General features: G+C 59.4%; 19 protein-coding genes and 1 pseudogene. 12 read left to right on the forward strand and 8 right to left on the reverse strand.

From position 1 onward, the window contains the following. The coding region (locus tag AC0IPL_RS21585) for a hypothetical protein (protein WP_474277247.1) at positions 1-370 on the forward strand (370 nt) is incomplete at its 5' end. Between the two features lie 49 nt (positions 371-419). On the opposite strand, the gene AC0IPL_RS21590 is transcribed toward AC0IPL_RS21585, so the two are convergent. From AC0IPL_RS21590 to AC0IPL_RS21600, 3 genes are all read right to left on the reverse strand, one after another. Continuing rightward, on the reverse strand, positions 420-1,079 hold the full coding sequence (locus AC0IPL_RS21590) for a DUF6629 family protein (protein ID WP_474277249.1): 660 nt from the start codon (positions 1,077-1,079) through the stop codon (positions 420-422). A 98-nt stretch (positions 1,080-1,177) separates the two neighbouring features. Beyond that, positions 1,178-2,599, reverse strand: coding sequence for a class-III pyridoxal-phosphate-dependent aminotransferase (locus AC0IPL_RS21595; protein WP_474277251.1), 1,422 nt, complete (start codon positions 2,597-2,599; stop codon positions 1,178-1,180). Positions 2,600-3,078: 479 nt separating this feature from the next. Further along, the gene (locus AC0IPL_RS21600; RefSeq protein ID WP_474277253.1) at positions 3,079-3,636 is read right to left on the reverse strand and encodes a TetR/AcrR family transcriptional regulator; all 558 of its coding nucleotides are present in this window, start codon (positions 3,634-3,636) and stop codon (positions 3,079-3,081) included. 134 nt (positions 3,637-3,770) lie between these two features. On the opposite strand from AC0IPL_RS21600, the gene AC0IPL_RS21605 reads away from it, so the two are divergent. Continuing rightward, a complete protein-coding gene (locus AC0IPL_RS21605) occupies positions 3,771-4,529 on the forward strand; it encodes a Tom37 metaxin N-terminal-like domain-containing protein (RefSeq protein ID WP_474277255.1) in 759 nt (252 codons plus the stop codon). Between the two features lie 33 nt (positions 4,530-4,562). Continuing rightward, complete coding sequence (locus AC0IPL_RS21610) at positions 4,563-4,973, forward strand: hypothetical protein (RefSeq protein ID WP_474277257.1); 411 nt, start codon at positions 4,563-4,565, stop codon at positions 4,971-4,973. A 110-nt stretch (positions 4,974-5,083) separates the two neighbouring features. Here the strand turns inward: AC0IPL_RS21610 and AC0IPL_RS21615 are convergent, their stop codons facing one another. Then, positions 5,084-6,058, reverse strand: a complete 975-nt coding sequence (locus AC0IPL_RS21615; RefSeq protein ID WP_474277259.1) for a calcium/sodium antiporter — start codon at positions 6,056-6,058, stop codon at positions 5,084-5,086. Positions 6,059-6,363: 305 nt separating this feature from the next. On the opposite strand from AC0IPL_RS21615, the gene AC0IPL_RS21620 reads away from it, so the two are divergent. Beyond that, a complete protein-coding gene (locus tag AC0IPL_RS21620; protein ID WP_474277261.1) occupies positions 6,364-7,431 on the forward strand; it encodes an IS110 family RNA-guided transposase in 1,068 nt (355 codons plus the stop codon). A 369-nt stretch (positions 7,432-7,800) separates the two neighbouring features. Here AC0IPL_RS21620 and AC0IPL_RS21625 read toward each other — a convergent pair. Further along, positions 7,801-8,056, reverse strand: a pseudogene (locus AC0IPL_RS21625) (hypothetical protein); the annotation flags it as partial. A gap of 289 nt (positions 8,057-8,345) precedes the next feature. Between AC0IPL_RS21625 and AC0IPL_RS21630 the strand changes: the two are divergent. The 3 genes from AC0IPL_RS21630 to AC0IPL_RS21640 all read left to right on the forward strand — a co-directional run bounded on the left by AC0IPL_RS21630 (position 8,346) and on the right by AC0IPL_RS21640 (position 11,578). Beyond that, a complete protein-coding gene (locus tag AC0IPL_RS21630) occupies positions 8,346-9,746 on the forward strand; it encodes an MBL fold metallo-hydrolase (RefSeq protein WP_474277263.1) in 1,401 nt (466 codons plus the stop codon). After that, positions 9,739-10,203 (forward strand): protein tyrosine phosphatase family protein, encoded by a 465-nt coding sequence (locus tag AC0IPL_RS21635; RefSeq protein WP_474277266.1) that lies wholly within the window; start codon positions 9,739-9,741, stop codon positions 10,201-10,203. The genes AC0IPL_RS21630 and AC0IPL_RS21635 overlap by 8 nt, the downstream gene beginning before the upstream one ends. A 388-nt stretch (positions 10,204-10,591) precedes the next feature. Then, positions 10,592-11,578 (forward strand): IS110 family RNA-guided transposase, encoded by a 987-nt coding sequence (locus AC0IPL_RS21640; protein ID WP_474277269.1) that lies wholly within the window; start codon positions 10,592-10,594, stop codon positions 11,576-11,578. Between the two features lie 506 nt (positions 11,579-12,084). On the opposite strand, the gene AC0IPL_RS21645 is transcribed toward AC0IPL_RS21640, so the two are convergent. The 3 genes from AC0IPL_RS21645 to AC0IPL_RS21655 form a co-directional block, all read right to left on the reverse strand. After that, a complete protein-coding gene (locus tag AC0IPL_RS21645) occupies positions 12,085-14,469 on the reverse strand; it encodes an ATP-binding protein (protein WP_474277272.1) in 2,385 nt (794 codons plus the stop codon). A gap of 9 nt (positions 14,470-14,478) precedes the next feature. Further along, positions 14,479-15,378 (reverse strand): phosphate/phosphite/phosphonate ABC transporter substrate-binding protein, encoded by a 900-nt coding sequence (locus tag AC0IPL_RS21650; protein ID WP_474277275.1) that lies wholly within the window; start codon positions 15,376-15,378, stop codon positions 14,479-14,481. A gap of 557 nt (positions 15,379-15,935) precedes the next feature. Next, entirely contained in the window at positions 15,936-16,625 is a 690-nt protein-coding gene (locus AC0IPL_RS21655; protein ID WP_474277278.1) for a winged helix-turn-helix transcriptional regulator, read from the reverse strand. Positions 16,626-16,768: 143 nt separating this feature from the next. On the opposite strand from AC0IPL_RS21655, the gene AC0IPL_RS21660 reads away from it, so the two are divergent. The 5 genes from AC0IPL_RS21660 (at position 16,769) to AC0IPL_RS21680 (ending at position 21,459) form a co-directional block, all read left to right on the forward strand. Then, positions 16,769-17,191 (forward strand): GFA family protein, encoded by a 423-nt coding sequence (locus tag AC0IPL_RS21660; RefSeq protein WP_474277281.1) that lies wholly within the window; start codon positions 16,769-16,771, stop codon positions 17,189-17,191. A 38-nt stretch (positions 17,192-17,229) separates the two neighbouring features. Next, positions 17,230-18,102, forward strand: a complete 873-nt coding sequence (locus AC0IPL_RS21665) for a class I SAM-dependent methyltransferase (protein ID WP_474277284.1) — start codon at positions 17,230-17,232, stop codon at positions 18,100-18,102. 74 nt (positions 18,103-18,176) lie between these two features. Then, positions 18,177-19,112: a carbon-nitrogen hydrolase family protein gene (locus tag AC0IPL_RS21670; protein ID WP_474277287.1), complete on the forward strand. Its 936-nt coding sequence runs from the start codon at positions 18,177-18,179 to the stop codon at positions 19,110-19,112. Positions 19,113-19,365: 253 nt separating this feature from the next. Beyond that, a complete protein-coding gene (locus tag AC0IPL_RS21675) occupies positions 19,366-20,253 on the forward strand; it encodes a tyrosine-type recombinase/integrase (protein WP_474277154.1) in 888 nt (295 codons plus the stop codon). Between the two features lie 12 nt (positions 20,254-20,265). Then, positions 20,266-21,459, forward strand: a complete 1,194-nt coding sequence (locus AC0IPL_RS21680) for an IS91 family transposase (RefSeq protein WP_474277156.1) — start codon at positions 20,266-20,268, stop codon at positions 21,457-21,459. The last annotated feature ends 406 nt before the right edge of the window (positions 21,460-21,865 follow it).

The following is a 21,865-nucleotide window of genomic DNA, read 5'->3' on the forward strand; positions in this document are numbered from 1 at the left end:
AGCATTCTCCGCCGCCGTGGCCGATTGGGTAGACCACATGCAATCGATGGGGCTGCAGGGGGAAGACGCGCTGTTCCCAAGTCTCCCCGAATTGAAGAGAGGCTCCTATTTGAAGGACCCAGAGCGCGCGCCGATTGAGCCGATGGCCTCCAAGGACGCCGTGGCAAAAGCCTTCGCGCTGGCTTGTCGAGATGCGGAAGCCGCCGCCCAAAGCGGTCCCACGCCTGACGACCAGACTGGCGGGCCAGCACATGCAGGTCGGTCGGATACCGGACCTTATCTGCGCGGGCAATATCAACCCACGCAAGCCTCAAGACCAGACATTCAAGCCTTACGCGTCCTGACAAATAGACTTGGGGTCGATTCATAACTCGAGGTGGCGGTTTGCAAGTAAGGCCACAAGCACATTTTTGACCGTGTTAACGCTTGCTGACAGTTCTCATCGCATACAGAAGGTAGCTAGAGACGATTGCGGCCATGAAGCACCAGACCGAAGTGAATGCATAGTGCGCAAACGCGAAGCCAACGATGACGGAAAGAGTGATTATCACGCCGAATATTTTTATGATTTTATCGGACGAAAAGAGCAAAGGTAGGCAGACGATACTGGCATAAACGGCTCGGATGACGCTGTATGGCACAACACCCTCCCAGATCAGTCGCGAGTTGTAGTCGATTGAACCCTTCACGATTCTGAGCGGCACCCAGTCAGGATTGATAAGCAAAGGCACGAAAAGAGAGAGTCCCAGAAAGAAGCCCAAGGCACTCAACGCCAAAAACATCACCCTTCTATTCCTGCTAGGTTCAATAGCGAGCGTTGCTAATGGAACTAAGAACGGCCAGACGAGATAGGCAAAAAACAAGAAACCCAAGGCGTAATAATGTGACAGCACAGGCTCAGGCTGCGCTATTCCCAGCCAAAGACTTCCTTCCAAAACCTGCTGGACACCAAAGAAGAATGGGAAGATAGCGAACCCAATATATCGCCGGTTCGTTTTCAAAGCCGTCCCGATTGTATATGCGGCCACTGGTAACAACACTGCTGCCGTTGTGAAGCTGGCGGTAGCAGAAAAACACATACATAGCATCCTTCGAGGTGTTAACTTTTTTGACGGCTACTGAAACTCTTCGGCAGACCATACTGTACGGGTAGCCCATTAGGCACTTGGGGTTCGTTTCAATCAGATTGCATAAATTTAGCGAGACCAAACAAGGTGCGCGGCGGCGCATGGGTCAGCATTCTCCAGGCCGGGTGCTGGTCTTCGGAAGCGTTTTCAACACGGTCAAATAGTCGATCAAACAAAACATCAGGCATCGTCAGCGCAGGGGTCAATCGGATTGTGCGACGCGAATTCAAAGCAAGGTTGCCATGCACGCCAGCTCGGTGCCACATCAAAAGACCGAGCAAACCGGTCAGTTCTCCGACTAGTTCTGAGTGCCTAAAGGGGGGCTTGTGAGGCAAAACCGGCTGAAGTTCTGCTGCAAAAAGCATGCCGAAGGATCTGACCTCCGAAAAAACACTTGGAAAGCGCTCCGCCAGTCGTGTCAGCCGTTGCGAACCACGGGCACTCAGGTCTTGCGACCGTTTGATAAGACCTTCTTCGCAGATGATTTCCAGTGACTTTAGCCCGACTGCCATTGCCAGCGCGTTACCGCCGAACGTGTTGGAATGGCGCTTGCTTGCCAACCCGCTCAGCATATTGCGATAAATTTCACGCCGCGCAATCGTAGCTCCAACGGCGGTGAACCCTCCCCCCAATGCTTTGGCAAGGCAAATGATGTCAGGGTCCATGCCTCCCCATTCGATACTGGCAAACCAGTAGCCGCTCCGTCCCAGCCCGGTCTGAATTTCGTCGGCGACGACCAGGATGCCGTGGCGTTTGCAAAGTTCATCAATTCTCTTGAGATAACCCGGCGGAGGGATAATTACGCCGGCCTCGCCTTGGACTGGTTCCAAGAAAACGGCCGCTATATTGTTCGCCCCTAGGCGCTTCAAGGCGATCTCAAACGCGTCGATATCACCAAAACGCAATGTTACGGTATTCAGTGCCAGTGGTCTGAAAAGATCTTGATACTCGGGATTTGGCGTAAGACTCAAAGCTCCTAACGTTTTCCCATGGTAGCCGCGGGTGAAGTTGACGAAGTATGGTGCGTCTGGTCGGGACGCCATCACGAACTTGATCGCAGCCTCGATCGCTTCTGCGCCGCTATTCGAAAAGAAAACGTTGCTGTCAGAATGGCTTGGAGCCACGGACGCGAGAATGGCGATAATATTGTGTTCTAGAGCCGCGCGCCATTCGCTGGTCGCTTGCTGAGGCAACCCCATGCCAGTTCCCTCACGCAGGTAACGCTGAACAAACTCCACCAGCGCAGGATAGCGGTCGCCAAAAGGAAGGGCAGAATAACCTCCAGCGTTGATCCGCACTGTGCCGTCACGGTCTTCGAGCTCCCACGGATTGACCGCCGTGAACGGCCCCTCGATGCTGGCGATTTTCAGGATGCGGATCAGATCAGTGTTTCCGTAGGAAAGTTCGCTGGAGAGGACTTCGCCCTGGTCCTCTCCGGAAAATACCTTCTCTGTTGTCCAGGGTAATTGCATGCGCGTTCTCTTGGATCTTGTCTTCCAGCTCGTCGGCAACCCGTCACCTACCGCTTTGTGAAGTTTGGCTGATTCCAGCTCAGACTAACCCCGCTTCATACAGTCCAACCTGGCGGGGTTCGGAGGCGGCTCTGAGCAATCGGACAAGTGAACGCCAAACCGCTGTGGTATCGTTGCTGCCAAGGCCACCATACATGAAAGTTCGATCAGCGGTAGATTTTTGTCCGCTCTGACGACCTTCGTCCTTCAAGAGATGCTGCGCTATGCATGAATGTCCGGTTTCGTGAAGCTGCGGCACAGCGTCGTTGACACCAATCGACGGCGGATTAGGGCCGTCCGCGACTCCGTATCAGAACGGGCGGGAAGCCGTGATCCGCAGCATTTACGCCGGTTGACCACGTGACAAACTTCCTCCGCGAGCTCGGAGAATCGCGCAACCTGGCGCCGACTCGCACCACCAAGGAATTTCACCTGCGATTTCATGCTTCGGCGACGGGGCACAACATCTCTATCAGGCTCTCAGCCATTTCCGTTGCCCCATGCTTCAAGGGGTCGCCGATGCTCTGGCCCAGCGACACCATGGTCAGGATGCCGATGACTGCGGCGTGCAGAGAGACAGCCTTGCGCCGTGCCGCTTCTTCCTTGCCGCCGATGCATCCGGCCAGCGAGGCATACAACGTGTCGGTGATACGGTGGATTTCGGCGGCCACGGCAGGGTCGGTCTTGAAGTCGATCCCGATGCCGGCCTGCGGCGCAAGATAGAGCATGCGAAAGCGCTCGAGGTCCGAAAGATGATGCGCCGCCAATGCCAGGAGGGGAGCCTGCAACGCCGTTTCACCAGCCGGCTGCTGGCAGGCCATGATCACCGCATCGGCTTCCGCCTTCAAGTCAGGAAGCACCAGTGCGGCAAGCAGATGTGACTTGGTCGGATACCAGTGGATCACGGCCTGCTTGCTGACGCCAAGTCTGGTGGCCACCGCATCGAAGGTCAGGCCCTTCAGGCCCTTCGCCGCGAAAATCTCTCGGGCGGCAGCCAAGAAGCGATCCTGCGGAGCGGCTGAACCCTCGTCTGCTTCGGCCCGAAGCCAGGCAGATCCTGTTCCATGCTTCTTTTTCTTGACCGACCTCATCCTCAGAGCGTAGCCTGCTTACCAATGGTAAGTAAAGCGACATGGCCGAGGAGGACCGCGCGATGACCACTGCGCCACCCGAGATCACCGTCTTCCATTTCGCGCCGGCCTGGGGCCTGCCCACCTGTGGGCCCTTTGCACTCAAGTTGTTGGCATGGCTCGGCCATCACCAGCTGCCATATCGCTCGCAGGTGCAGAACAACCCGGGCAAGGGACCGAAAGGCAAGAGCCCTTGGGCCGAGATCGATGGCGAGGTTGTGGCCGACAGCGAGCGTATCATTCAGCGCCTGAAGAGCAGGCTGAATATCGAGGATACCGAGGCCACGCTTTCCCCGGCGGACCGCGGGATCGCCCAGGCCTTCAAGAGCGCCTTCGAGGAACGGGTGCATCAGATCCTGGAATACGAACTGTTCATGCTGCCGGAGGGACAAGTTTTCCTGCGAGAAACATTCTCGCAGGACATGCCGAAACCCATGCTGGCCCTCGTGTTTCCCCTGCTCAGGCGCCAGTTCGCCAGGCAGCTCTACGCCCGCGGTGTGGCCCGACATGCCCCTGATGAGGTGATCGAAATGGGACGCCATGAGCTCGAGGGACTGGCCGGTCTGCTGAGTGCGCGCGCCTTCATCTGCGGGGAAGCTCCCGGCTTGGCGGACTTCGCATGTTTCGGTCAGGTGGCGCCCATGCTTCGGTGGCCGATGGCGACCCCTGTTGCCGACATCGCAAAAGATCTCCCCGAACTGTCGCGGTGGTGCGACGCCATCGAGCGACATTGCTTCGACCGGCAACGCCAAGCTGCGTGAATTTCGCGATTAATTTTCATCGAGGGTTAACACATGAAACTTGCAACAAAGTTCTTTCTCGCGGCGACGGTTTTCGCCCTGTGCGGAATGGTCTGGGGCATCATCATGTCGGCAAGCCATGATTACTTGCTGTCGCCAGCGCACGGCCATTTGAACCTCCTCGGTTTTGTCGCCATGGGTATCTGGGGGGCGTATTATGCACTTACCCCTGCGGCGGCCGTATCCAGGCTGGGACGTGTGCATTTTGCTCTGTCCGTCCTGTCCGTGGTCATTGTGGTGCCTGGCATCGTTCTTGCCCTGACCGGTCAGGGCGAGATCTTGGCGCAAATCGGGTCCTTGGCGCTTCTGGGCAACATGGGCCTCTTTGGCGCCATCGTGCTCCGCCATGGCGTAGGCGACAATCCCGCGCCGGAGGGACAGCTGGCTCGGCCAGTAGCTGAGTGAGCATATCTTGGCGAACGCGGACCTCCAGTGCTTCGGGTCGTTTCGTGACGCCCTGTCCAAGGGCGGGAGAGCCGACCTTCGCTTCCGCCTGCTACGCCGACCCTGGACGATCAAGGCCAGAGTAGCCAGCCATAAGCAATGTATCCCGCGACCAGAATGGCCCCCTCCCGGCGACCGATCCGAAGCCCGGTCGCAGCGAAGAGAACCAGCACCAGCGAGACGGCCACCATCACCGGCGCGTCAAAACGCACGATCTCCTGCGGCACGAGGGACGGTGCAATGAGCGCGGTGGTCCCGCCGATCCCCAGGACGTTGTAGATGTTCGAGCCAACGATGTTGCCGAAGGCCACGTCGCCCTGCCGTTTCAGCGCGGCTATCACGGAAGTGACAAGCTCCGGCATCGACGTTCCGACTGCGACGATCGTCAGGCCGATGACGCTCTCCGAGACGCCGAAGCTGCGTGCGATGGCAACGGCCCCGCTGACCAGGAAAGAGCCGCCAACCACGACAAGCACCAGCCCGGCGAACGCAATGAGCAGCGGCTTCACCAGGCCGCCCCGGACGTGCGGACGGGCAATGCCCGGGTCGGCCCCAATCAGGGCAGCGCTCTTGTCTTGAATGGCCCCGCCGTCGAACGCGGCCTTTTCCTGATGGATCACAAAACCGATGTAGCCTACCAGCAGAGCGACCAGCCCGGCGCCCACCACGCGTCCCATCGGCAGAAACAGGGCCAGCCCGGCAAACGCGATGGCGACCGAGAGCATCACGCCAGCATCTCGCCGCAACGCCGACCGGGCAACGATGATCGGACAGATCAGCGCGGAAATGCCGGCGATCAGGAGAATGTTCGCGATATTGGAACCAACGACGTTCCCATAGGCGATGCCCGGAAATCCGCCCAGTCCCGCCTGGACCGAGGTCACAAGCTCGGGCATCGAAGTGCCGAAACCGATCAGGGTCAGGCCGATCACTAGGGGGGAAATTCCGATCCGCTCCGCGGCCTGCACCGCCCCGCGGACAAGCAGCTCTCCGCCAGCTACCAGCAGGACAAGCCCAACCAATAGCGGAATCCAAGTTTCGATCATAAGCGGTTACCCTCGCAACCATATACCGGTGATCCAAGGAAGGGTGGGGTGTGAACCAGGCCTGGCAAGGGAAACCGGAGGGAAAATTTCTCGGCACGCCACACGTAGCTTGCTCAAGGTTCGCCTGTCGATAGAGCGGTCATCTGAACTGAAAAACGCTGCACGATGTGCGAATGCCTGATCTGGCGAGCTGCATCGCGGCATTGGGTCGGCAATTGAACGGCCGGTAATGGGATGTGTCGGCTGCTTCCCCACCGTTGAGTTATCCTGAAGAGGGATCAACCGCGCATCAAGGAGAAGTAGCCATGTGTGCAAAGAAGTCAGGAAGCTTCGAAGACCTTGCCGTCGTCGGTGTCGATATCGGCAAGGACACGTTTCATCTGGTCGGGTTCGACCGCGCCGGTCAACTGGTCATGCGCAAACAGATCAAGCGCTTGGCCCTAAATGCCACCTTTGAGCAACTCCCACGCTGCATCGTGGGAATGGAGGCTTGCCTCAGCGCCCATTTTGTCAGCCGAACGCTGCGGGGCATGGGGTTCGAGCCGCGGATCATACCGGCGATTTACGTGAAGCCGTTCAACAAGGGCCAGAAGAACGATTACAACGACGCCGAGGCCATCGCGGAGGCCGCGTTGCGGCCGAACCTCCGGACCGTTTCAGAGAAGGACCAGGATCAGCTCGACCTTCAGGCTTTGCACCGTGTCCGGGCACGGCTGGTTTCGCGGCGCACGGCCACGATCAACCAGATCCGGGCCTTTCTCATCGAGCAGGGGATCACCGTCCGTTCAGGCCTGCGGGCGCTGCAAAATTCCTTCGAAACGATCCTCGAACAGCGGCGGGATGAGATCTCACCTCGAATGCGTGGCATCTTGATCGGGCTTTACGGCGACTGGCTCTGGCTGGACAAACGGATCGGGGACGTCTCCGGCGAGATCGAAGAGATCAGCCGCAGCGAAGGGAACTGCGCCAACATCATGACGATACCCGGCATCGGGCCAATGATCTCGACGGCGATGGTCGCGGCAGTCGGCAAAGGTGAGGCGTTCGACAGGGGGCGCGATTTTGCAGCTTGGGTTGGTCTGGTGCCCCGACAATTCAGCACCGGCGGGCGAACGATCCTCGGCCGGATCACCAAACGCGGCAGTCGCTACCTGAGGATGTTGTTTGTGCAGGCGGCGAAAGTAATCATGATGCGCCCATACCGATGGTCCGACTTCAGTTTTGGCCCGTGGTTGACCGAGGCGGTCGCCCGTATGCCACGAAACAAGGCGGCCATCGCGCTTGCCAACAAGCTCGCTCGAACCGCCTGGAGCCTTCTGCGGCACGGCACCCAGTTTGACGCGCCAAAAGACGCGGCCATGGAAGCGATCTGACGCTTTCCACGGTCACGAAGGAGTTCGCGATAGAGAGGACAGCATGGAACGGAGAAAATACGCCCCCAGAGTCTGACGGCCCAAATGGTCGTAATGGACCTTGCCGGTAATGAGACCACGGAGCGTGCGTAACCCCATCAAGGCCACGGCCCGCGAGCCGATCAACAGGCCGGATACATATGAGCGATTTCCGAAGTCGTGCCGAATTCTCGATTGCAAACAGCAGCCGACACATACATGGGGCCGGTCGCGCCTCACAGCGCGGCCTCACGCCCTGGACTTTGCAAAGGTCGCAACCTGCGCAAAGGTGCCTTTAGCTTTGCGCTACCATTAATTTATATGATTGCGGAGAGGGCAGGTAGGATACGGCGGTTGCCTGCTCAGGATCTTAACCATCTGCCGGTCGCCGTTCGGCACCTTGCCAAGCTTGCGTTGCACGCGCCTGATCGCGGATGGCAACTCCCAGTCCTTGAACGGTGCCCCGTTCCTGAGGGCGTCCCGCTGCCCGGCAGCGCATGCCTGCATGCGCGAGAGGGGGCTTGCGGGCCGGCACCGGAATGTAGTGCGGCGGGTCGTAGATGGCCTTGTGGCGGGCGAAGGCCCGGACATGCTGCCCCACAACTTGCCGTCCATGGGTCGCGTCGTCGCCATCTCTGGTCCTCCGTTTCCTAATCATAGGGGCGGACCTCTTCATTGGGGAGGCTCGGGTTTGCGCAAGTCTAACATGGGTGCCGACCGCCGACGCTCGACCGGCGCCAATCTTCGGAACCTGGCGGAGGAAATGCTGACTCACTGCCCCAGTTCGGCGGTTCTAATTGCGTTCTTGAGAGTGGCAGTTTGCGTCAGCTGGTTGCGCCGCGCCAAATGGAACCTTCTTGTTACCTTTTGGTTAAACCCTCGAAGGAGGACCGACCATGACTCTTCGTTTCGAACAGATACTCGCCGATGGCGTTGCCGAATGCTCCTACGTGCTGGGCGATGATGCCGCCCACGTATGCGCTGTGGTGGACCCGCGCCCGGATGTGGAGATCTATATCGAGACCGCGCGGCGCTTTGGCATGGCGATCACGCATGTCTTCGAAACGCATATCCACGCCGATTTCCTCAGCGGTGCACGTGAGCTGGTCGACCGCTTGGGTGGTCAAGCGAAGCTCTATGTCAGCACCGAGGGCGGCGCGGACTACGGTTTTGACCATGAGGCTGTGCGCGATGGTGATGAATTCACCTTCGGCGGTCTGCGCATGAAAGCGCGTTTTACCCCCGGCCACACGCCGGAGCATATGTCCTATATGCTTTTTGATGGCGACAAGGACACGCCATGGGGCGTGTTGTCGGGCGATGCGTTTTTTGTCGACAGCGTGGGCCGCCCGGACCTTCTCGGCGAGGATGAGACCGAGAAGCTTACGGAAAAGCTGTTTCATACGGTGCGTGATGTCTTCATGGCGCTGCCGGATGACGTGATCATCTACCCCTGTCACGGTGCGGGGTCGGCCTGTGGGCCGGATATCGGCGACCGAATGTCCTCAACCATCGGCTATGAACGGCGGTTCAACAGCTATGCGCGGATCGAGGATTTGCAGGAGTTCAAGGATACGATGCTGAACGACGCGCCGCCGGTGCCGAGCCATTATCCGCGCATGAAGAAGGTCAACGCCAAGGGGCCCGAGGTGCTGCGCAACCTGCCGCGCATCCCGCCTCTGGGCGTTGGGGATTTCGCCGGGCTTTCCGAAAACGGTGCGCAGATGCTCGACGTTCGCGACATGATGGCCTTTGGCGGCGGGCACGTGCAAGGCAGTCTCAACATCGGCGCGCGGCCGGAACTGTCGGTCTGGGCCGGTTGGCTGCTGGACCCGGAAAAACCGATCTACCTGGTGACCGGTGAGGACAGCGCGGTGGACGATGTGCTGCGGCTGCTCTGGCGCACCGGTTTCACGAAATTCGGTGGCTATCTCGCCGGGGGCATCGGCGCATGGCGCGAGGCGGGCAAGCCGCTGGCGCAGATCCCACAGATGTCGGTGCATGAGTTGAAGGAGGCCGAAGGCGTCACTCCGATCGACGTGCGCAAGCCCGATGAATGGGACGCAGGCCATATCCCCGGCGCCACCCATGCATTTTTGGGCGAGTTGCGCGACAAGATGAACGAGCTCGACAAATCGAAACCCTACGCCACCTATTGTGCCAGCGGCTTTCGCGCCAGCATCGCGTCGAGCCTGCTGGCCCGCGAAGGCTTCACTGACATTCGTAACGTGCCGGGAAGCTGGAAGGCTTGGACGGCAGTTGGCTATTCCGCAGAAAAGGAGGGGACCAATGACTGACGACACTCAGAAGATCGCAACCCTCGATCCAACACATACTGTGGCCCTGTTTACCCCCGACGGCAGCGCGCTGGCGCAAATGGCGTCGGCTGGGATTAAGACCGTGGTGAATTTTCGCGCTTCGGGCGAAAACGGCGGGCTGGACCCGGAGGCCGAGCGTCTGGTCGCCGAGAAACTGGGGCTGACCTACCTCCATCACCCGGTAACCGTCGATGACCTGAACGCCGAAAGCGTCGATGACTTCCGCCGGTCACTGGATGACCTGCCGCAGCCGGTGTTCCTGCACTGCGCCTCGGGCAAACGTGCGGGCGCGATGACGTTGATGGCACTGGCGGCTGACAAAGGCTGGAACGGTGACACGGCGCTTCAAGAGGGTAAGGCGCAGGGCATTGAACTGACGGAAGAGAAGATCGGTCAATTCGTGAAATCCTATGCGGATGATAAAGCCAACGCATGATGGATTCAGCGCGTCCGGTCATCCGGGGCGCGCTGTTTCACGTATCGCGCAGGCAGTAAAGCTTGTGCAGTGTGTCCAACACGGCACCGGCCTCGTGCCCCTTCACGCTGAAATAGATCGTCTGGCCCGCGCGGCAGCCCTCAACCGTGCCAGCTTCTCTGAGCTTACAAGCTGTTGAGACCTCGTGGAGTGCGACAGATCGCCAGCCTGGGCAAGAACGCCAACCGATCTTTCCCCTATGAGCAGCCCGCAGAGTATGTCCGGTTCCCGCCCCTCATGTCGGCGGCTGAAGCCAGTCGCTCACGGCCCAAAGCATGCGTAATTGGGCCGCCTCTGCGGAGAGGTCGAGCTCCCGTTAGGATCAGGAGATCCAACGAGGGAGTATGACATGGACCATTTTGCCGGACCGGACGTTTCTCTGCGAAGCTGTGCTCTCTGCATCGTCGATGCAAAGGGCACGATCTGCCTGGAGCGGGAGCTTCCCTGTGAGGTTGATGCTATTGCCGAATGCCTGCGGCGCTTTCCTGAAACGATCAGCCGGGTCCGCGTCGAGGCCGGTGCGATGAGCCAGTACCTGTTCTTTGGTCTTCAAGGTTCAGGCTTCGATGTCTTCTGCATGGAGGCGCGCCAAGTTAATGCCGCATTATCAGCGATGCGCAACAAGACAGATCGCAACGACGCCCGTGGTATTGCCCAAATCCTGCGCACCGGCTGGTTCAGCCCAGTCCACATGAAGAGCCAAGCTTCCCATGGGATCCGAACCCTGCTGAGCGCGCGAAAATCCCTGCTGAACAAGGTGATCGAGCTGTCAAACGAGGTGCGCGGCCTGCTGAAGGTCTTCGGCATGCGTCTGCCGCCAAGCCTCGGCCATGGTAGGTACGATGACGTCGTGCGCCCGCTGGTGGGAATGGATGATGTTCTCGCGCATGCGCTGGTGCCCCTCCTGGATGCGCGACGGTTGCTCTACAGGCAGTTCCTCGAACTCGATCAGCGCGTGAAACAGGAAGCGCGGCGCGATGAAGTGTGCCTCAGGCTGATGGCAACCCCTGGTGTGGGGCCTGTCACCGCGCTCACATTCAAGGCTGCGGTGTACGAACCGGCACGCTTCAAGAAATCCCGTACTGTCGCTGCGTACTTCGGCCTGACACCGCGAAGATACCAATCCGGGGAAATGGACAACCCTGGCCGGATCTCAAAGGCCGGCGACCGGGAGGTCAGGTCGGCGCTCTACTCGGCAGCAAGCGCCATACTCAACAGGACAATTGCCGCTTCCAGCCTCAAGTCCTGGGGCATGCGCCTGGTGCGCAACCGGGGCCGCCGCCGCGCGGTTGTCGCGGTTGCCCGAAAACTCGCCGTCATCCTGCACCGCATCTAGATGGACGGCACGGAGTTCCGTCAAATCACCGAGGAGAAGATCGCTGACCTGAACTTGCCTCTACGACGCGACGGGATCGTCCTCACCGGACGAGGTTCGTGGATGAAGCCGAAATGTCTGTTGCGCCAACCAAGCGCGTCCCAAAGCAAGGTTCTCCACTGCCAACCCGACGTATGCTTGCTGCGGCGCCTGCGCGACCAGACTGCGAAGAGAAGCGTGACCCGGATGAGCGACGCAGATCCCGGAAACTAAAGGAAACAGAGCTTGACCAGAACACCCAATTTGAGAAGCAGACGTTGGCCGTATGCCCAGTCGCGGCATTGCAGCTATCCTAATGCTGCCGCTGGCGCATAGGCGCTGTATCTTAACGGGTGATACTGACCCTCCCATCCTGGAAACCGTCGTCCCGATCGTACCGAAACAAGTGATGCGCCAACAAGCAAACCGGAGCACCTGAGGCCAGAGGCTAATAAATGTTATGTCTGCAGCGGTCTTCGCAGTCTTAATCAGCCTGCAACCAGTTTCTTGATCGTCGCCAATTTGACTGGCTTGACGACATGTTCGTTCATGCCTGCGGCCAAACAGGCGGCTCTATCATCCTTGGTGGAATGTGCAGTGAGGCCTATGATTTGGCAGTTGCCATTCTCATTTACACTTTCAATTTTGCGGATTTCTTTTGTCGCGTCAAAACCGTCCATGACCGGCATGCTGATGTCCATTAAGACAATATCCGGAGCAAACTGCTGGAACTTTTCTACCGCGTCTTGCCCATCTATTGCGGTTTCAAAGGGTATGCCTTGACGCTTGAGGATCAACTCCACAATTTTGCGATTGGTCGCATTGTCATCCACCAGTAGTACCTTTTTCCGTCCCTGTTTCGGAAGCAAAGGGGCGTCTTTTGTGGTCTCGACAAGGCGTTCCGGCTGTGCGGATGGCACCAAAGCGGCAGCAAGCCTGCGCGCGGAAAGGGGCTTGAGCGCGGTCGCATCCACGAGGCCCGCGGCACTGGTTTCTTGGGTCACATGCTGCAGTTCCAGTAAAGCCACCACTGTTCCGCCTGTGGCTTCGCGCCAGTCGGAAATCGGGCCCAGGCCTGCCATTTCTAGGAGCTCCTGGTCTGCAATCAAAATCGGGCGCAGAGGTTCTGGTGTCGTTTCTTGGTTGTGGGCAAGGGCTGTTTGCAAGTCCCGGACAACCACTGTAGCGTTCCAGCTCTCCAGACGTTTTAGCAAAGCCAGCTCAAGTACTTTGGAGCGCACGGACACATAAACGGTTCGCGCTCCCAAGTCCGGCGCATAGTCGAGTTGCCCAATTGTGGTTTGATTGACCGCAACCATGGGGATCTCAAAGGAGAAGGTTGTCCCCTCGCCAACATGGCTTTTGACCCAGATACGCCCCTTCATCAATTCCACAAACCCACGCGCAATGGCCAACCCCAAGCCAGTGCCTTGATGCGAACGGCTGTGTGAACCATCCACTTGGGTGAACTCCTCAAACACCGAAGCCAGCTTTTCCTCCGGAATGCCGCAGCCACTGTCCTCTACGTCAAAGCGCAATCGCGGGTTTTGCGGATCGGAGCGGTCTGCTTGGACGCTAATTCGCACATGCCCTGAAGAGGTGAATTTGATGGCGTTGCCCACGAGGTTGACCAGGATCTGTTTCAAGCGCACGCGGTCTCCGAGGATGCGGGCCGGGGTATCCACTGAAGTTTGCGTAACCAGTTCAAGGGATTTGGCTTTGGGCTGGGCCGCAAGCGCGGTGGCGGTCTCATCCAGCAGGTCTTCGACGTTGAGGGGCTCCCGGCGCAGGGTCATGTGACCTGCTTCGATCTTGGAAAAGTCCAGGATGTCGTTGACCACAAACAGCAGCGAGTCGCCGGACCTTTGAATGGTGTCCAACAGGTCAATCTGCTCTGGTGTCAGCTTCGTTGTGCGCAGCACCTCCGTCATGCCCAGAACCCCATTCAGCGGCGTGCGAATTTCATGGCTCATGCGCGCCACAAACTGGGATTTGGCTTCTTCAGCCATTTCCGCGATTTTCTTTGCCTCTTCCGCGTCCTCGAGAGCCCGCTGCAATGCCGCATTTCGTGCTTCAACCTCGGCATTTGACACCCCCAATTCGCGCTTGGTCCTTTCTAAGGTCTCCAAACGTTCTTGCAGGCGGGACATCATGGCATTGAGCGATGCGGCGAGACTGCCAATTTCGTCGCGACTGTGGATCTCGATGGTTTGTTGCAAATTACCCTCTGCCGCTTTCCTGCTGGCCTGGTTCAATTTGCGCAGGGGCGCGGTCATGGCGGAGGCGAGCCAGGTACTCATAGCAAGGCCCACAAACACGAACAGCACGCCGGTACGGGTAGCCGTACGGTTCACGGCGGAGACTTCCTGCGCGAAGCTTTCATAGCCATAGTCAATTGTCACAGCCCCCAAATACTTCGTGCCTACAAAGATGGGAAAAGCGGCTTTGGTATATGCGGCGCGTTGTTCAATGACGATGGCACGCTGTTCCCTGGCGGCCTGAATGATGGGATCGTCCACCATCGTCAAAAACAGATCGCTTGCGTCTGGCCGACCGGAAACCAACAGAAGGTTGTCAGCGTCCACGTAGTCAACGGACAGAACATCTGCCTGATCGGCCCATTCTTCGTAGATGATATCCAGTTCAGCAGGGCGTTCTTCGAGGATAAATGGAAGCGACACTTCCTGAACGACGCGCCCCATGCTTTCGAGTTCGCTCAACCTGCGTTGTTCTACAAACCCCTTTTGCGCCACCGCGTTGAGATACACCAACGTTGAAACAAAGGCCGCGACCAGTATGCCAACGGCACCGGCCAGCTTGAGCCGCCAGCTGATTTCTCTAAACGGACGTGCTGTTCTTGGGGGGAGTGCCATGTAGGGTGGTCATCCACCCACGCCGACCGCGTCCAAGGCGGTCAAGATGTCGATCATCGGTGCCATCACGTCTGCGGGCGGCTGTTCAAACCGATCAAACTGAGTTGTTTCGTTGAACTTGTGGAGGATTGCCGCGCTGGCTTCTTGCAAGTGCATCGATGTGAGAACATCTGCCACCGAGTCTGCCAGGGCTGGCTCGACACCTGCTGCCATCATGATAACCTGGCGCGGCACATCCTGACTTTGCCCGATGCTGCGGTACTGTCCCGGTGCGGCCTTTTCCAGTTTTGCAAAAGTGGCATTGTCAGTTGCACCCGCTTCCACACGTCCCCTGACCACCCACAGGGCGGTGTTGTTGTCATCGCCTGTGAACACGTAGTTTACCGCCGTGTCCGAGACTTCGGTGTCGATGCCTTCACGTTCGACCACCTGCAGCCCTTCGGCGACGAGCAGGGAGAGCGGCAAGAGGAAGCCGGACGTCGATGTTGGCTCTTGCATGGCAATTGTGAAGCCTGCCAGATCGCTCAGGTTTTGTATTGAGCTGTCCGACTTTACAAAAATGACGGAATGATACTGTCCCACGCCGCGCTTCCATCGTCTCAGGAACATTGTTGCGCCAACAGGCGCGCCAACTTTTGCGGCAATCAACGGGCTGTCATAGTAGAAGTGTACGCGCTTGCTTTTCAGCGCTGCGGAAACCTCCTCAGCTGTTTGAAACACCTCCAGCGTGACATTGGTCACACCAGCATGCGCGAGTTGACCCTCAAGGTAGATTTCCAGTTCCGCGAATCGCTCCGTATGTTTGCGCACGTTGTCAGTTAACGTCGCAAAAACTAATTCGGTCGCCAAGACAGCCTGTGCCCCCAAAAAAAGGGCTATGGAGAGAGCCGTTGCCAGAATAGTACGCATACATTCATCCTTTCGCCGGGATCTCTCTGGTTAGAGGAAAAGGTGCTAAGGAAAGGTAAAATGATGCCGTGTTCGTCAGTGAAAAAAGGTCGCTTTTTGAGGGTGTTGCTACTGATCGGGGTGGTAGTCCAGAAGAATCTCTGCCCTTTAGGTTGAGCCAGAACACATTGGCTTCCTGGGCTGGTCAGCACTTGCAATGGTGGCTTAGGCAGTAATCGGCTCTTCGCTGCTGTTTGTGCAAGGTGCAGCATCTGGAACTCTGGACTCACTGCCACCATGCGGCGGTGCAGAAGGAAACCCGGTTTCTCGGAAATGCGAATGTCAGTAATAAACGGTGACGCACCCCCACCTCGCACCCGCAGCGAATGTCCGTTCTCCACCCAACGCATGATCGCCCCTTGGTCCGGTCACCTCTCTGGAGGTCTGCTTCGGGCTGACTGGCGCCAACTAGCGGCCGAGACCAGGTGCGATATCGCTGCAACCACGTTACCGCGGTGCCGCATGTCGGCTTCGAGCCCATGTACCGGATACTGTGCGGAGAATGGGCGCGATGCACACTAAACAGCCATCCGCTCTTCTTGGGCGAAGGGGCTGAGGCCAAGCCATTCCTGCATTCGCGCGGCAACCTCGCGCGCGCCCGTCAGTTCCAATCTCCCTTCGTTCACGGCTTTTTCCACTGTATCCAGGCCCATCCAGATCCCGGTCATGGTGCGCAGGCTGCATTCGGAGTAGAGGTCGACATCATAGCCCGGATCGGCATAGCAGGCTTCCACACCGGATTGCGGGTCGGCAAGCAACCAATAGTTCTGCCGCGCTGTTGGGAGATTGTTGAACACGAACTGGAGGCAAACCCGGCGTTCCGGCAGCGGATCGATCTTCAGGAAACGATGCATATCCCATATCAGCAATTCGGGATCGAGATTGTTGAGGGAAATTTCGCTTTCCACCCATCTTTGCCCCCAAGCACCGAACCCCATAATGAGCGGGCGAAGCTCTTCTCCAGCTTTCGTCAGACGGTATTCCTTAACTCCCTGATCACCTTTGACGGACTGAACGACTCCCGCCGTCTCCAGTTCGCCCAACCGCTTTGACAGCAGCGTCGGCGACATCCGCGGCAGACCGCGCCGTAGATCGTTGAACCGCGTGCTGCCGCACAGAAGCTCCCGAATCAAAAGCGGCGTCCAGCGCGAGCAGAGGATCTCCGAGGCCATCGAGATCGGACAAAACTGGCCGTAGCTGCCGCGCATGGAATGCCTCTCTTTCCTTGGAACCGCTGATCGTTCGAGCCTAAGCGGCATGTCAGGTCGGGTCCAGTACAGTTTCAGGACTATCGCGGCCGGGCCGTTGTGGAGACACTTGTGGTGCGCTTCGAATACAAGGGAGAGAGACCATGACACATAAAGGCACCTGCTTTTGCGGCAGTGTTGAAATCGAGGTTTCCGGTACGCCCGAAGGTATGGGCTATTGTCACTGCGAGTCCTGCCGCGCCTGGTCGGCGGGACCAGTGAACGCGTTCAGCCTTTGGAAACCGGACAGCGTCCGGATCACCAAAGGGCAGGATCTCGTTGGCGAATATGTCGGCACTCCGAACTCGATGCGCCGGTTCTGCAAGAAATGCGGCGGCCACATCATGACGGATCACCCGCAATGGGGAGTCACCGATGTCTTCGCCGCCGCGATCCCCAGCCTGGTTTTTGAACCGGGCTTGCACGTGAACTACGCCGAGACCGTGCTGCCGATGCAAGACGGCTTGCCCAAATTCAAGGACTTTCCGACTGAGTTCGGCGGGTCCGGCGAGCAAGTGGCGGAATAGTGTCCATCCATCGAATTATGCCCAAAAAGGAGAGCGACATGACAACCGCAACGAAAGCCTTCGATCCCGTCGCGTTCAAGCAAGCCACCCGCCGCCAGTGGAACGAGGCCGCCGAGGCCTGGAACCGGTGGACACCGCTTCTGGACAGGTGGTTGGGGCCATCGACCGAATTGATGCTGGACCGGATGGGACTGACGCAAGGCAGTCGCGTTCTGGATATCGCGGCCGGCGCTGGCAGCCAGACGCTCAACGCGGCGAAGCGTGTCGGACCTTCGGGTCACGTACTGGCGACCGATCTATCGCCGGGAATACTGCAACATGCCAAAGCCAATGCTGATCTGGCCGGCCTCGACAATGTGGAAACCCTGGTAGTCGACGGCGAGGAGGTTGGAGGGATCGAGGCCGAGCCTTTCGATGCGGTCATGTCGCGCGTCGGCCTGATCTATTTTCCAGATCAGCACAAGGCGTTGACGGGTATGCGCGCGCAGTTGTGTCCAAGCGGCCGCATCGGTGCGATCACCTATGCCGAGGCCAATCGCAACGGCTTTTTTTCGGTTCCGGTTGGCATCATCCGTCGCCGCGCGGCGCTGCCCGCGCCACTGCCGGGTCAACCTGGTCCATTCTCGTTGGGCGACCCCGACCTGCTGGCTGGTCGATTGCGTGAGGCAGGATTCACCAACATCGAAATAGAGCGTGTCGCGGCACCAATCCATTTGGGCTCGGCTCAGGAATGCCTGCAGTTCGAGAAGGAAAGTTTTGGGGCCTTGCATCAGATGCTCGCGGGGCTCACCGCGCCCGAACGGGGTTACGCTTGGGACGAGATCGAGGAAGCGCTTTGTGCTTTCGAGAAGGATGGCCGTTTTGAAGGGCCTTGCGAGATGCTCGTCGCCACCGGGACAAAAGCTGCCTGATCTCCAACGCCCTAAACGAGGCTTCATGGCGGGGTCCTGAAAGCGACTTGATAAAACATGAAAGGAATAATCTGATGACTAAAATCGCAATCGTTCAGGAACCGCCTGTCTATCTGAACCTGTCCGCCAGCATGGAACGCGCCATCGATTTGGTCGCGCGAGCCGCCAGGGAGGGCGCCCGACTGCTGGTCTTCCCCGAGGCCTGGTTTCCCGGCTACCCGACGTTCTGCTGGCGTCTGTCACCGGGGGCCGACATGGGCAAGACGGATGAACTCTTTGCCCTGTTGCAGGCCAATTCCGTCGACCTGAGCCGAGGTGGCATGGCGCCCCTTCAAGAAGCGGCGGTTGAGCATGACATGGTCATCGTCGCGGGGTATCAGGAAGTCGACGGCGAGGTGTCGGGGTCGACCTTATTCAACTCCTGCATCACCATCGATGCCGACGGCACCATCGCAAACAACCACCGAAAACTCATGCCGACCAACCCCGAGCGCATGATCTGGGGCTTTGGTGACGGATCTGGCCTGAACGTGGTCGAGACGGCGGTGGGGCGGATCGGGACGCTGCTGTGCTGGGAAAACTACATGCCGTTGGCGCGCGCCGCGCTCTATGCCCAGAACATCGACATCTATGTCGCACCGACCTGGGACAGCGGCGACACCTGGTTGGCCACGATGCAGCATATCGCCCGCGAAGGGGGCTGTTGGGTGATCGGATGCGCAACGGCCTTGGAGGCGTCGGATATTCCCAATGACATCCCGCATTACGACATTCTGTTTCCCAACAAGGATGAATGGGTGAACTCCGGCGATGCTGTGGTCTACAAGCCGTTCGGCGGGATCGCCGCCGGTCCGATGCACCGCGAAAAGGGGCTGCTGATGACCGAGATCGACGTTCCCGCCGCCCGGGCCTCGCGCCGGAAATTCGACGCTTGTGGCCATTATTCCCGCCCTGACGTGTTCACACTCACGGTCGATAGAAGCCACAAGCGGTCGGTGTCGTTCAGTTGACCGGCAGTGATCTGCTGCATCACCAACACTCGCCGAGGCTATAGTCGCGGTAGACGCGAAGCGCAGGAAGCGGACTTTGCAAAGTCTAGGCCTGACCGGCAGGCTAGGGGCGCGAACGGCCCAAGGACGAAGCCGCTCGCGCGGCAATGGCGCCCGTGGCTGGCGTTCGGGACTGATCGCCATCCTGTGCATTTGGGAATGTGGGCAGCTGCCTGACGATTGAGGCCTCTCAATCGACAGACAGGAGGTTCCCATGACCGAGGAGAGGATTTCGCCGCTGCGGGCGCGGATGATCGAGGACATGCGCATCCGGGGGATGGGCGAGAAGGCCCAGAAGTCCCATATCAGAGCCATAAAGGATTTCGCCCAATTCCTTGGGCATTCGCCGGATACCGCCACCCCGGAGGAGTTGCGCGCCTACCAGCTGCACATGACCGACACCGGGGTCACGGCCAGCACGTTCAACGTGCGGATCGTGGCGCTGCGGTTCTTCTTCGGGATGACCTGCGGGCGCGAGAACATGAAGCGCTACATGCAGTTCCGCACCCAGCCGCGGAAGTTGCCCGTGGTGTTCAGCGTCGAGGAGGTGTCCGACATCCTGATGGCGGCACCCGGGCCCGGTCTGAAGTATCGCGCGGCGCTCAGCATCTCCTATGGTGCGGGGCTCCGGGCTGCCGAGGTCTGCAATCTCAAGATCGGTGACATCGACAGCGATCGCATGCTGATCCATGTCGAGCAGGGCAAGGGGCGGAAGGATCGCAAGGTCATGCTGTCCCCGGGCTTGCTGAACCTGTTGCGTGACTGGTGGCGTGAGGCGCGTCCAGAAGGCTGGCTGTTCCCGGGCAAGCCGAAGATCAATCCGATCTCGCCTCGGCAATTGAACCGGGCCTTTACCTCGGCCAAGCACATGGCCGGGATCAGCAAGCCGGCGACGCTGCACACGCTCAGGCACAGCTTTGCGACGCATCTGCTCGAGGCTAACACGGACGTCCGCGTGATCCAGGTCCTGCTGGGCCACGCCAAGCTCACGACGACGGCGCAATACACGCATGTCGCGACCAAGACGATCCGCGACACCGTCAGCCCCTACGAGATGCTGGCCAAGCTGCAGGACCAGACCGTGAAGCGAAGTCTGGAGTGACCGGGCGCCGGGGTGCCCCGGCCCAAGCTGGAGATCGCTGACATCTTTCGCGCCCATGGTCCTGCGTGGCGACAGGTCAATGCCGGGCATGTCAGCCTGACACAGCTCAAGGTGATGTCGGCGATAGAAGCCTGCCGGACCGAGGCGCTCGGCGGGCATGTGGCCGGGTGCGCCAAGTGCGGCCACCACCACATCGCCTACAATTCCTGCAAGAACCGGCACTGCCCGAAGTGCCAGGGGCCGGCGGCGCGCGACTGGATGGCCGCGCGCGCCGAGGACCTGCTGCCCGTGGAGTATTTCCACGTGGTCTTCACCCTCCCGGCGGAGATCGCGCAGATCGCCTACTGGAACACGAGGGCCGTCTATGGCCTGCTATTCCGGGCGTCCGCGGAAACGGTGATGACAATCGCCGCCGATCCCAAGCGCCTCGGCGCCAGGATCGGCATGACCAGTGTCCTGCACACCTGGGGGTCAGCACTGACGCATCACCCCCACATCCACATGATCGTGCCGGGCGGAGGCCTGTCACCGGATGGCACCCGGTGGGTCGCCTGCAAGCCCGGGTTCTTCCTGCACGTGCGAGTTCTGTCGCGCCTCTTCCGGCGCCTGTTTCTCGATGGGCTGCTGGCCCTGCATCGCGCCAAGGAGCTGGACTTCTACGGTGATCTCGAACGCCTCGAGGACCTGGATGCCTTTACCGCCTGGCTCGCGCCATTCCGCAAATCCGAATGGGTCGTCTACGCCAAACCGCCCTTCGGCGGCCCCGAGGCCGTGCTCGCCTACCTGAGCCGCTACACCCACCGAGTGGCCATCTCCAACCATCGCCTGATCAGCGCCGACGCCGAGACTGTGGCGTTCCGCTGGAAGGACTACCGCGTCAAATCCGGCGATCGACAAAGGGTCATGCGCCTGGCCACGCCCGAGTTCATCCGCCGTTTCCTGATGCACGTCCTGCCCGGGGGCTTTCACCGCATCCGGCACTACGGCCTGCTGGCTGGCGCGACACGCAAGGCCACCATCGCCCGCATCCGCGATCTCCTCCGGCAGCGGCCGCCCGAACTGGAAGCACAGGAACCAGCGGAGCCTGAGCCGCTCACCCTGCGCGAGCCGTGCCCGTGCTGCGGTGGCCCGATGCGCATCGTCGAGGTCTTCCGTCGCGGCCAGAAACCGATGTCGCGCGCACCACCGCGGGAGCAGGCCGCATGACGAACCGCCCGTCACTACCACGAACAACACTCCGGTTCTCACGCCCGTTCCGGACTGCCCCTGGCTTGCCTCACGCGGTCCAGCGCCCGCGAACCGCCGGTGAAATGCGGCGCCCGAGACCGAATATGATCACCAACGCAGATCCGGGCTCCCTTGGAGGCCGTCGACATCCTTCGAGCCGTCAGTCACGCTCAACCGTCTCTGGAAACCTCAGCTCACTTTCCCCATAGACAGCGCCTGGCAACCGCGGCTTCCACCTTGGGAGGATTTCCAACGCGGGCCGACGACGGACCACGCCGCACCGTTGCACCATGAACCGCACCGGGTTTGCCGGAGGCTTCAACTCCTGAGTAGGATGAAGCCACAATGAGCAAGACAACAAACAAGTATTCTTCTGAGGTTCGCG

Source organism: Leisingera sp. SA32, assembly GCF_056033425.1.